This window comes from Achromobacter marplatensis (assembly GCF_049060505.1).
Taxonomy (GTDB): Bacteria; Pseudomonadota; Gammaproteobacteria; order Burkholderiales; family Burkholderiaceae_B; genus Achromobacter; species Achromobacter marplatensis_A.
Window position 1 is genome coordinate 337,269 of record NZ_JBMGRB010000006.1, and the last position, 12,537, is coordinate 349,805.

Genomic DNA, 12,537 nt, shown 5'->3' on the forward strand with positions numbered 1-12,537 from the left:
GCAGCTAGCATTGCTTTCATCGTTTGCGACACACCGCAAGGAGACCGCCATCGACTTGATCGCGGACCTAAAGTCGACGTCGCGTCATCAACCTAGGCCCGTCTGGCGCGCTATTCGGGCGCGCGCACCTATCGCTAACACCAATGGCTGATTGATGGTGTTGAGGCCGAGTCCTACTCTGCGTCTGCGCCTGATCGTCAGGCCCCAGACGCCTGCGTGCTAAAGCGCGGCGACGCCCCCCCCTTTCACCCATCGAAAGGGCACGCCCCCTCGTTCCCAGTTCCCCGGAGGATTCCATGCGCCCATCCATCGCCCGCGTCGGTGACGGCGGCACGCTGCCCTGCGGTTCCGCGCCGCGCAAACGCAGCTTGCCGATAACGCTTGAGCGGCAGGCAAAGACCATGTTGCTAAGCGGCCAGAACTCCGTCGCCGACGTCGCCCGTGCCTGCAAGCTTTCACGCACGCATTTCACGACAGTATTTCGCGACGCGGAGGGCACTACGCCCCACCGTTGGGTGCTTCTGCAGCGTATCGCCGATGCCCGCGAGCAGCTTCGGATACCGAACAAGACGCTGGCCGATATCGCGCTGGATTGCGGGTTTTCCGACCAGGCCCACTTCACGCGCGTGTTCCACAACCTGGTGGGCGTGCCCCCAGGCGCGTGGCGTCGCACGGCCAAGGCCTGACGTAGCCCCGCAATCGCCGGCGCATCAACACATCGGATTCCACGCCTATACGAAGGCGTTATTGTGCCGCCGATGACCGCCCCATAAGCTTCGTTTCGTCCACTGCCGGACACCTTTCAATGCCACGGGATGCCCGCGCATCCCCATTCACAATCCGTCTGCTTGCGCCTTGCAATCACGCATCGACAGACCCTTTGATCCTACGCCATGACCCAATCCAAACTTGAAGTTTTGACCCCGCAAAACAGCCAACTGATCTTCATCGACCACCAACCCCAGATGGCATTTGGCGTGCAGTCCATCGACCGCCAGGTTCTGAAGAACAACACGGTCGGCCTGGCCAAGGCCGGCAAAATCTTCAACATTCCGACGACGATCACCACCGTGGAATCCGAGAGCTTCTCGGGCTACACATACCCCGAATTGCTGGATGTGTTTCCCGACCAAAAGGTGCTGGAACGCACGTCGATGAACTCGTGGGACGACCAGAAGGTGCGTGACGCGCTGGCCGCCAACGGCCGTAAGAAGGTCGTCGTGGCGGGCTTGTGGACCGAAGTCTGCAATACGACGTTTTCGCTGTGCGCCATGCTGGAAGGCCAATACGAGATCTACATGGTGTCGGATGCCTCGGGCGGCACCAGCAAGGAGGCGCACGACCAGGCCATGCAACGCATGATCCAGGCGGGCGTCGTGCCGGTGACGTGGCAGCAGGTGCTGCTGGAATGGCAGCGTGACTGGGCGCGCCGCGACACCTACGACGCCGTGATGGCGTTGGTGAAGGAACATTCCGGCGCCTACGGCATGGGCGTGGACTACGCCTACACGATGGTGCACAAGGCTCCGCAGCGCACCCATACCTCGCACGAGGCAATCGCCCCGATTGCAGCCCGATAAATTCTCGCACACAGGACGAACGAACATGAATTCGCAAGCGCAGACCGCCGCCTCATCGGGCACCGCCGGCCAGACCATCGTCACCCGTGACGGCACCCATATCTATTACAAGGACTGGGGCGCAGGGCAGCCGGTCGTTTTCTCGCACGGATGGCCGTTGCACGCCGACGCCTGGGACGCGCAGATGCTGTTCCTGTCGGAACGCGGCTTTCGTGTCATTGCCCATGACCGTCGCGGCCACGGCCGTTCTGGTCAGCCGTCCCAGGGCAACGACATGGACACCTATGCCGATGACCTGGCCGCCCTGCTTGACGCGCTGGACATCCAGGGCGCGACCTTGGTGGGCCATTCCACCGGCGGCGGCGAAGTCGCCCGCTACATCGGCCGCCACGGCAGCAAGCGCGTTGCGCGAGTGGTGCTGATCGGTGCGGTGCCGCCCGTGATGGCCAAGACCGCCTCCAACCCTGACGGTTTGCCGATGGAAGTCTTTGACGGCATCCGCCAGGGCGTCATGCAGAACCGGTCGCAGTTTTACAAGGACTTGACCCTGCCATTCTTTGGCTTCAACCGGCCCGGCGCCAAGGTTGATCAAGGAACCATCGAGGCATTCTGGGTGCAAGGCATGGCGGGCGGCATCCGCGGCCAGTACGCGTGCATCAAGCAGTTTTCCGAGGTCGACTTCACGGAAGATCTGAAAAAGATCGATGTGCCGACGCTGATTCTGCATGGCTCGGACGACCAGATGGTGCCGATTGCGAAGTCGGCCGAGAAGGCGGTGAAGCTGCTCAAGAACGCCACGCTGAAGGTTTACCCGGGCGCCTCTCACGGGATGTGCGTGCTTGATGCCGAACAGGTCAACGCCGACCTGCTGGCCTTCATCAAGGGCTGAACCACGGCCCAAAGCGGGCTCCCCTTTTGACCCGCCCATTCCGCAGCGCCCATCAAGGGGCGCCGGGCAAACCAGCCCGGCGCCCTGCCTTTCTTTCTTTACCGGAAGTCTCTAGTGAAATGCTATGCAACACCGCTAGCCGCATGCCTGGTGGCGGCGGCGCCGGTCTGCGCCCAACCGTCGGTGACGCTCTACGGCAGGTTGAACACCGCGCTGGAAAGCAGTTGGATCAGCGGCGCGTCCGACGCCAGCAGCGCGGCGCGGATGACCAACAACCGCTCGGTATTCGGGCTGCGAGGTTCGGAATGGCTGGGCGACGGCACCCGCGCGATCTTTCAGATTGAAAGCGGCATCGCCCTGAACACCGGTCAGGGGCAGATTGCCAGCCGCAACACCCGCGTCGGCGTTGTCGGCCCCTACGGGACCCTGTTCCTGGGCAACTGGCATACGCCCTATACCGAAGCCACCCTGGCCTACGACCCCTACTATCCGACCACGGCAGGCTATATGGCCTTACTGGGCAACGGGTCGGCGGCCAGTAGCGGCAATGTCGAAAACACAAGTTCGTTTGACCGCAGACAGAACAATTCCCTGCAATACCGCACGCCGTCGTGGCGCGGGCTGACCGGTGGCTTCGCGTGGGGGCTGCCGCAGGAAAAGATGAGGACCCCACGTAATCCGCAGCTTTTCTCATGGTCGGGCAGTTATGACCTGGGCGGATTGAACGTGGCGGTGGGTTATGAAGTGCACCGCAACTACCAGGCGGCGAACACGCACGACGACGCTTTCAAGATGGGGCTGTCTTATCAATTTTCGACGACCCGGATCGGGCTGGTAGCCGAACGGCTGCGCTACCAGACGGCCAGCGGATCGTTGACGCGCGACGGCTATTACGTGTCAGTCGTGCAGGCGCTGGGCCGGGGCAGTTTGCGCGCGGCGCTGGGTGTGGCGGGTAACGGCCGCGGACCATCGTCGCAGACTGTGGGCTTTGTACGCAGTGGATCGGACACCGGCGCGGTGCAATGGACGGTCGGATACGACTATCCCCTGTCGCCGCGCACGGCGCTATACGGCTATTACTCGCGAATCCGCAACCGCGCGCACGCCGACTATGACTTTGCCATCAACAGCCTGGGCGTCACCCAGGGCGCCAGCCCGCAGACGCTGGCCATTGGCTTGCGCCACTACTTCTAGCCACCGCCCGGCGACTACGACTTTGGTGGTAGTGAGTACGCCCCCGGCGCGCGGGCGTGCCAGAATCCTGGACACACGCAAGTTGCCCCGAGCGAGCCCGCCCGTTGCAACCATATGCCCGGCCGCCCCACCCAGGAGTTCATCGTGAAGCCATGCGCAGCCCCCGGCGTACCCAAACCCGTGGACCCCGTGGTCTACATCGTCGATGACGAGCCTGCGATCACGCAGTCGCTCGTCGCGCTGTTCGCATCAGTAGGCTTGGCCGCCAAGGCCTTTCACAGCGTGCAGGCATTCCGGGAAAACGACAGGGACGACCGCCCGGCATGCCTGCTGCTGGATGTCCGGCTGCGCGATGGCAACGGCCTGGACCTTCAACAATTGCTGCAGAGCGACGGCGACGCGTTGCCCGTCATCATCATGACGGGACACGGCGATATTCCCATGACGGTGCGGGCCATGAAGGCCGGCGCGCTGGACGTCCTGACCAAGCCATTCAACGAACAGGATCTGCTGGATTGCACGCGACTGGCCTTGCAACGCGACGGCGAGCGCCGCGCCAACGAACAAGCCATGCAAGGCTTGGTCCAGCGCTATCAAAGCCTGAGCCAGCGCGAGCGGCAGGTAATGGAACACGCCACGGCGGGCCTGATGAACAAACAGATTGCCGACCGCTTGGGCATCAGCGATATCACCGTGAAGATCCACCGGGGCAACGCCATGCGCAAGATGCAGGCGCGCAGCTTTGCCCAACTGGTGACGATGGCCGGGCAGATCGACGCCCGTGGCTGACCGCCCGTGGCTAACCACCTTGCTCGATAAGCCCCATGGATTGCGCCAGTAACACCAATTCGGCGAACGTGCGTGCCTGCATTTTGCGCATGGCGTTGGCGCGATGAATTTTTACCGTGGCTTCGCTAATATCGGCCGTGGCCGCGATCTGCTTGTTCAGCAGGCCTGCCGCCGCCAGTCGCATCACTTGCTGTTCACGCGGCGACAAGGTGGCGTAGCGCTCACGCAGCGCCTGCGCGTTGCGGGCAAACTGATGGCGTGCCCGGGCCTTGTCCAGCGCGGCGTGCACCGCGCCCAGCAGTTCTTCCTCGGTAAATGGCTTGGCAAGGAAGTCCAGCGCGCCGGCCTTCATGGCGGTTGCCGTCATGCGTACGTCGGCGTGGCCGGAAATGAAGACGATGGAAAACGGAGCATCGCCCGGCGCCAGCCGCGCCTGCAAGTCCAACCCGCTCAGGCCGCGCAGCTGCACGTCCAGGATGATGCAGGTGGGCACTGTGGGCAGTCCACCGGCCAGCATTTCCTCGGCAGATCCGAAGGTGCGCGCCGCCATCCCCTCGGACCGCAGCAGGTTGCTCAGTGCCTCACGAACCGAGGTGTCATCGTCCACCACCCAGACCATGGCCTCGGTGGCTGGACAAGCGCGATCCGGGGCATTGGATTGACCGGGCATAACGAAAAAGGCGGCTAAAAAGGGAAAAAATTATACCTTTGTATGGCTTTTTCCAGGCCCCGGTCTGCGGGTATGCTTGGGGACTTGCGACGCGGCCACTCCACCGGCAGTCGCCTTGATACAGGAATGCACAGTGAAAGCCGCTCCCCTCATCGCGGTCGTCGACGACGACGCTTCAGTGCGTAAGGCGCTCGGCAGCTTGTTGCGCTCCCTGGACCTGAACGTGGTGCTGTACGACGGCGCGGCCGGCCTGTTGAATGCCGATGACCTGTCGCGGCTGTCATGCGTGGTCACCGATATTCAGATGCCCGGCATGACCGGCCTGGCAATGTGCGCGGCCCTGCGCGAACGCGGCTTGTCCGTGCCGGTCATCCTGATGACGGCGTTTCCCGAAGAACGGTATCGTGAACAGGCCAGGCAGCTTGGCGCGTTCTGCTTTCTTTGCAAACCGTTCGAAGACGCCGAAATCCTGCGCTGCATCGACCGCGCCATCCACCCGGATTCGACGGCCGCCTGACATGCCCGTCCCCGACCACAGCGCCACCCTTACCGTCACCTCCTTTGTCGGACGCGGCGCGGAACTGCGCACGCTGGACGACGCCCTGGCCCGTGTGACGGTACAGGGCAACGCGGAACTCGTGTTGCTTGCCGGCCCCGCGGGCTCCGGCAAGTCAACCTTGGTGGACCGCCTGGCGCAGCGCGCCGAACAAGCCGGCGCGAGCTTTGCCGGTGGCAAAAGCGATCAGCAACTGCGCGACATTCCCTACGCGCCCATAACCGATGCGTTGCGCACGCTGACCATGGCCGCGCTGGGCCGCGATGAGGAGGTACTGGCACCGCTGCGGGCGCGGTTGGTGGAGCTTCTGGCCGGCCAAGGCCGGGCCGTGGCCGAGATCTTCCCCGAAATCGAACATTTGATCGGGCGCACCGCGCCCTTGTCGCGCGTGCCTGCCAAGCAGGCGCAGCAGCGCGTGCACATCGCCCTGCTGAACACGTTTTCCACCTTTGCTCAGGCGGGCTTCCCGCTGGTGTTGTTCATCGACGATCTGCAATGGGCGGACGCCGATACGCTGGCCTGGTTGAAGGCATACACCGTCAATCCCCCCTCGCACGTGCTACTGCTAGGCGCCTATCGCGACCAGGACCACCAGGCAGCAAGCCAGGCCTTTGACTGGCTGGTTCATGCCGACCGCTGGAACCCGGTCCAGGTCACTCGAATTGCGGTGGCGCCGCTGTCCGCGCAAGACGTCTGCGACCTGACCGCCGCTGTCCTGAACGACCGGGTCAATGCGGTCAGCGAGCTGGGCCAGGCGCTGCATCGGGTCACGGCCGGCAACCCTTTCTTTGCCCGGCAGTTGCTGCTGACCTTGATGGATGACGGCGTCCTGTCGTTCGACGCGGCATCGGGAAACTGGCAATGGAACACTGCCGACGTCATGGATCCGCGCTACTCGGCCAGCGTCGTCCAGTTGATGGTGACACGGCTAGAGCGCTTTTCCGAGGCCGGACGGTGCTTGTTGGGACAGATGGCCTGCGTGGGTTTGCGCAGCGCGGACACGCTGCTGGCCCGCATTGCGGACCTGCCCGTGGCCACCGTGGCGACCCAGTTGCAACCGCTGGTTGATGCGGGCCTGTTGCGCCACGAGTGCGGCGTCTACGTGTTCGCGCACGATCGCGTGCTGGAATCCGCCTACGCCATGACGACGCCCGCACAGCGCCCGCAAGCCCATGCGCGCATCGCCACGCTGATGGCGGAATTGTGGGCCGCGCAGCTTGGCGACTACGCCTTCGAGATCGCCAACCAGATCGAACGCGCCGACGGCGTTGCGCTGAGCCTGGTGCAGCGCACGGTATTCGTGCGTGTACTAACACTTGCCGGTCGGCGCGCCAAGGAAGCGGCGGCGGTGCAGCAAGCGGCCCACTACGTGGGTGCGGCCTGCCAGTTGATGCAGCGGAACTGGTGGACGACACAGTACACATTGGCCTATGACGTCAGCCTGCTGCGTTGCGAATGCCTGTTGGCGCAAGCCGATTTCGCCACCGCGGCGCGAGAGATCGGCGCCCTGCTGGCGCGCGACCTGCCCCCTGTCGACAAGGCCGCGGTGCACCGCCTGAAGGCCACACTGCAAACGCTGCGGTCCGACTACGAAGGCGCGATCGGCGCCGCGTTGGCCGGCCTGTCGCTACTGGACGTTCCCCTGACACGCGCGCCGTCCACCGACGCACAGCGCGACGCGTATGACATCGTCCAGCGCAAGCTGGCCGGCCGCCCCATCGCCTCGCTGGGCCACACGCCGGTCACGCGGGACCGCCGCGTGCAGACCGTGATGGGCCTGCTGTCCACGCTGATCTCGTCGTTCTTCGTTGATGACGGCATCCGCTTCACCCATCTGGCCAAGATGGTCGAACTGACGCTGGATCACGGCGCCACGCCGGAATCGGCCTATGGCCTGTCGTGGTACGGCGTGTTCATCGCGGCGCAATACGAAGACTATGAAGACGGCTTGTCATACGGACTGGCGGGCATGGCGCTGGCCGAGCACCACGGTTTCGAGGCCGAACGCATCGCCACGCTGGTCGCGGTGGACCAGGTCTGCCCCTGGACGCAACCCCTGAGCGTGGCGTTGGGCCATGCCCACACCGCCGTGTCGCTGGGCCGCGCGTCGGGCGACCTGGGCATGGCGTGCTACGCCAGCAACCACATCGTGTCCGACCTGCTTTTCATGGGCGAGCAGCTGCGCCTGGTCGAAGAGGAAATCGAACGCGGCCTGGCGCTGACTCGCCTGATCCAGTACGTAGACATTGAACTGCTGCTCAAGGCGCAGCACGGGTTCACCCGCCGGCTGCTGGGCACGCCCTTGTATGTGGGCGACGAGCCTGCGTCGGAACAGGCGCGTCGAACCCATTCGGAATCCACCCGATTCTGGATCTGGCTGTACGACGGCATGGCGTCCTTTTATTTCCACGACTACGCGGCGGCGGTCGACAGCCTGTCGCGCGCCGCCGCGCTGAAGTCGTCCGTGATCAGCCACATCAATACGGCGGATTGCCACCTGTACCTGGCGCTGGCAACGGCGCGCGCTCCAGGTGCGGCGGCCGACCCCGACGCCACCATCGCGGCACTGCTGCCCCACCGCGCCCGCTTTGTGAAATGGAGCCGACTGAACCCAGCCACCTTTCGCAGCAAGCTGCAACTGATCGACGCGGAACTGGCCCGCCTGCGGAAACAGCCACTGGTGGCGCTGCAAAGTCTTGAGGCGTCTTGCGACGGCGCCGGCGCGGCGGGCTTTGTTCACGAACAAGCACTGGCACACGAAATGGCGGCGGGCCTGTGCCAGGCCAATGGCCTGCTGTCCGCCGCCCGTCAGCACGTGAGGCTGGCGCATGCCAGCTATCGCCGCTGGGGCGCGGTGAAGAAAGCCGAACAGGTGCTTGCGACGCACTCCGCATTGTTGGCGCTGCACGCCGACCCCCCGGAACCCGCCGAACGCGACGGCGCGACCGGCGCGGCGGACTGGACCATCGGGGTGCGCGCGTCGCAGCTGATTTCAAGCGAGGTGGTGCTGGACCGCCTGGTCGAAACGCTGATGACCAACATGATGGAATACGCAGACGCCCAGTATGGCCTGTTGTTGCTGGTGCGAGGCGGGGCGCCGTTGATCGAAGCGTCCGCGCGCCGCATGGGCGATACCTGCGCGGTCACGCTGGGAAGCGCGGCGCCTACGGCTGACGCGCTGCCGCTGACGGTGCTGAACAGCGTGTTGCGCTCGCACCAGACGCTGGTGCTGGCCGATGCAGTGGTGGACGCGCCATCGATCCACGCGGCGATGGCCGCAACCCGGCCGCTGCGCTCGGTGCTGTGCCTGCCGCTGATTCGGGGTGGCATGCTGCTGGGCGTGCTTTATCTGGAAAACAACGGCGGGCCGAATGTGTTCGATGCCGGCCGCACGGCAGCGCTGGAGCTGCTGGCGCCGCACGCGGCAATCTCGTTGGAAATGGCGGGGCTATACGCGCAACTGGTTGACGAGAACCATCGGCGCGCGCAGGCGGAAATGAATCTGCGAATGGCGCGCAGCGACCTGGCGCGCACGTCGCACCTGACGGTGATGGGCGGGCTGGCCGCCTCGATCGCGCATGAGGTCAATCAACCGCTGACGGCGATTGTGACGTCGGTGGGGGCCAGCCTGCGTTGGCTGAACCGGCCGGTGCCTGACATCAACGAAGCACGCGAAAGTTTGAACCACATCAAGAACAATGGCTTGCGCGCGGCGGAAATCATCCGCGCCCTGCGCTCGCTGGCCAAGCAGGCGCCCGCCGCCCTGGCGCCAGTGCGCGTGGATGACACCCTGGGCGACGTGCTGACGCTGACGCAAATGGAAATGGACGCGCAGCATGTGCGCCTGCTGACGCGGCTGGATTCCGACGCCGCGCTGGTCGAGGCCGACCGCACGCAGCTACAGCAAGTAGTGCTTAACCTTGTCACCAATGCCATCGACGCGATGCATGCCACGCCGCAGGCGCAGCGCCAGTTGATTGTGTCCTCGCGCTTGGAGGGGGACATGGTCGAGGTCAGCGTCGAAGACCGCGGCCCTGGCATCGCGGCAGACGATCTGGGGCGCATCTTCGACCCCTTCTTCACCACGAAGGCGCAGGGCATGGGCATGGGCCTGGCGATTTGCCGATCAATCATCGAAGCACATGGCGGCACGCTGGACGCGCAGCCGCTGACGCCTTGCGGCACCCGCTTCTCGTTCCGGCTGGAGCGCCTGCGCACGGCAAACTGAGGTTGCGCAAAGACGGGCATGGGCTCGCAAACCGTCCGGCCCATCTCGTGCTGCTTCATTCAGCCTGAAAAGAAAGCGCCTGAGCGCGTCGCAACGGGCGTTGCTTCGACATTGGTTGAAAGCCGGAAACCACAATGCGGGAAAGGAGTTGATCAGGTATCTTGAGCCGGTATTAGGCAAACACCGCTTCTAGAAGGTTGCGGGTGACGAGAGTCTTACTGATGAGATGCGTCACGTCCTTGATTACGACGGCCTGAGGCGGCCCCCCCGTCAACCTGATGCTGGTGTCAGCCTCCAACAATCTGATTTTGTCCCCTTTCGAGAAATTGACACCTACCGACCTACCGATGAATCCATCCGAGCTAGTGATCCATCTCGAGCAGCCTATGGACCAGTTACCCCTTGACGGCCCTCACGCCCGAGAAATTGTGATCGCAGGTCTTAGGTGGCCAACTGAATATTGGCCTCAGCGGGCACTGACCTGGCTTGACGAAGGACTTTCCATTGACGAGGAGATAGCCGCTCTGCTCCTGGAGGTATCTCGCCAGCGTGCGTTTTCTCAGCGTCTCAGACATCAAGCATTCGCCATAGCGATTCGGTGGGAAAAGCAGCGACCCTTGCCTAAGTTCTGAGATTCCCATTTCTGCGTAGCGGACGGAGAAACGGAGATGGCGCAGCAACACAGACAGCAAGGAAACGTCCGTTCCCCGCAAACGCGAAGGGCAGCTTCGGGTCGAAAACTGCCAGTCTTCGACAACCGCTTTCGGCCATTGACGGTCATTCGGAAGACATCGCGAAAACCGGTCAGGTCATTCGCCAGTATTGACCTGCACAGCCGAAAACCGCTAGTCTTGCGGACATGGCTATTCGCTCCAAGTCCCTCTTTTCGCTGGTCCGTGCATGTTGTCAGAACGTGCCGAGGGGAACTGCGTCTAGCGCTTAGCTACACGTTGAATCAATCGCCTCTGGCCGCCCGTTGCAAAACCGGCGGCTTTTTTGTTTTTGCCTGCGCCCTTCGATACGGAGACAGTAGATGCCACTTGCGTTGTATGACACCTGGTCGCGCACCATACGCTCGTTCACACCAATCCACCCTGGCCACGTGGGCATGTATTGCTGCGGTCCCACTGTCTACGACCATGCGCATATTGGCAATCTAAGAACGTATGTGTTTGAAGACATTCTGCGCCGCGTACTCATACGCAATGGCTACGAAGTCCGTCACGTCGTCAATATCACCGACGTCGGTCATCTGACTTCAGATGCCGACGAAGGCGAAGACAAGATGGAAAAAGGTAGCAGACGGACCGGAGAGTCCGCATACGCTATCGCTCAGCGCTACACCGAGGCCTTCGTCGCGGATTGGCATGCCCTCAACTTGCTGGAGCCGACGGTATGGTGCCGCGCGACCGATCACATCGCCGAACAGATCGCGTTTATCGGCGAGCTGGATCGGTCCGGCTACGTGTACAGGACCGACGACGGTCTCTATTTCGACACAAGCAAACAGGATGACTACGGCTATCTGGCCCGGCTAGACCGTGCCGGCCTGCAGGCGGGCAAGCGCGTAGCACTTGGCGCAAAGCAGAACATCACGGATTTTGCGCTATGGAAGTTCAGTCCGAAGGGCGTAGCACGGCAGATGGAATGGGATAGCCCATGGGGACGGGGATTTCCGGGCTGGCATATTGAGTGCTCGGCGATGTCGGCGAAATACCTAGGCATCTGGTTCGACATCCACTGCGGCGGAGAAGACCATATCGCCGTGCATCACAGCAACGAAATAGCGCAGACACAAGCGGCCCACGGCACTCGTCTTGCGAACTTCTGGATACACGGACATTTTCTAACACTCAATGCCGACAGCAAGATGTCGAAGTCGAGTGGGGATTTTGTTCGCTTGCAGACCTTGCGCAGTCGGAACATCGATCCGCTTGCCTACCGTTACCTGTGCATGACAGCTCATTACCGGAGCCAGCTGCATTTCAGTTGGGCATCTCTTTGTGCAGCGCAGACAGCCCTGAACCGGCTGCGGCATCTCTATTCCGGTTGGTCGGACGGTGGCCGCATCGATCCGGATTTCGCCGCGCGCTTCAACGCCGAATTGAATGATGACCTGAATCTGCCGAGGGCATTGGCCGTGCTATGGGAACTCGTCAAGAGCGAGCTCCCGCCTGCGACCTTGAAAGCGACGGTGGACAGCTTTGATTTTGTACTGGGCCTCGGGTTACGCGATTGGAAACCGGTTGCGCCTGACATTCCGGAAAGCGTCCGGGCGCTGCTCGGTGAACGCGCTCAAGCCCGAGAGGCAAAGAACTGGGAAAAAGCCGATGAGATACGAACGATGTTAAACACCCAAGGCTGGCGAGTGGAGGATGGCAGCGACGGGCAACGCCTGACTGAAATTGCCACGCCCCCCACTGATATCGAAGGCTAGTGGTAACGACATGGGCGCCGTACTGATGAACGTCCGGTTGGCACAGGCTTGATTGAACGTAGTGGGTCGGACGCGGCCCGTCGCCGACGTCCGCGTCCGGCCAGAAGCAGCTGTTCAGCTTGCATGCCTCAAGTCTCGAGTTGGCCCTTGCTGGCCGCCTCAAGAAGACTCCAATCGCGTCTTAAGCCGCGTAG

General features: G+C 63.0%; 9 protein-coding genes. 8 read left to right on the forward strand and 1 reads right to left on the reverse strand.

The annotated features are described in order from the left end of the window. Positions 1-296 precede the first annotated feature (296 nt). The 5 genes from ACI0FO_RS17595 (at position 297) to ACI0FO_RS17615 (ending at position 4,452) form a co-directional block, all read left to right on the forward strand. Positions 297-686, forward strand: coding sequence for a helix-turn-helix transcriptional regulator (locus ACI0FO_RS17595; protein ID WP_416028625.1), 390 nt, complete (start codon positions 297-299; stop codon positions 684-686). Positions 687-893: 207 nt separating this feature from the next. Beyond that, positions 894-1,580, forward strand: a complete 687-nt coding sequence (locus ACI0FO_RS17600) for a hydrolase (protein ID WP_279995642.1) — start codon at positions 894-896, stop codon at positions 1,578-1,580. Between the two features lie 25 nt (positions 1,581-1,605). Beyond that, positions 1,606-2,469 carry an alpha/beta fold hydrolase gene (locus tag ACI0FO_RS17605; RefSeq protein ID WP_416028627.1) on the forward strand — a complete coding sequence of 288 codons (864 nt, stop codon included), beginning with the start codon at positions 1,606-1,608 and terminating at the stop codon, positions 2,467-2,469. 114 nt (positions 2,470-2,583) lie between these two features. After that, the gene (locus tag ACI0FO_RS17610) at positions 2,584-3,663 is read left to right on the forward strand and encodes a porin (RefSeq protein WP_416028629.1); all 1,080 of its coding nucleotides are present in this window, start codon (positions 2,584-2,586) and stop codon (positions 3,661-3,663) included. A gap of 144 nt (positions 3,664-3,807) precedes the next feature. Then, on the forward strand, positions 3,808-4,452 hold the full coding sequence (locus ACI0FO_RS17615) for a response regulator transcription factor (RefSeq protein WP_416028631.1): 645 nt from the start codon (positions 3,808-3,810) through the stop codon (positions 4,450-4,452). 10 nt (positions 4,453-4,462) lie between these two features. Here the strand turns inward: ACI0FO_RS17615 and ACI0FO_RS17620 are convergent, their stop codons facing one another. Then, complete coding sequence (locus ACI0FO_RS17620; protein WP_279995646.1) at positions 4,463-5,122, reverse strand: response regulator transcription factor; 660 nt, start codon at positions 5,120-5,122, stop codon at positions 4,463-4,465. Positions 5,123-5,255: 133 nt separating this feature from the next. On the opposite strand from ACI0FO_RS17620, the gene ACI0FO_RS17625 reads away from it, so the two are divergent. The 3 genes from ACI0FO_RS17625 (at position 5,256) to cysS (ending at position 12,343) form a co-directional block, all read left to right on the forward strand. Next, complete coding sequence (locus ACI0FO_RS17625; RefSeq protein WP_279995647.1) at positions 5,256-5,639, forward strand: response regulator transcription factor; 384 nt, start codon at positions 5,256-5,258, stop codon at positions 5,637-5,639. A gap of 1 nt (position 5,640) precedes the next feature. After that, positions 5,641-9,906: a trifunctional serine/threonine-protein kinase/ATP-binding protein/sensor histidine kinase gene (locus ACI0FO_RS17630; RefSeq protein WP_416028633.1), complete on the forward strand. Its 4,266-nt coding sequence runs from the start codon at positions 5,641-5,643 to the stop codon at positions 9,904-9,906. A 1,033-nt stretch (positions 9,907-10,939) separates the two neighbouring features. Then, entirely contained in the window at positions 10,940-12,343 is a 1,404-nt protein-coding gene (cysS, locus tag ACI0FO_RS17635) for a cysteine--tRNA ligase (protein ID WP_416028634.1), read from the forward strand. Positions 12,344-12,537: the final 194 nt, after the last annotated feature.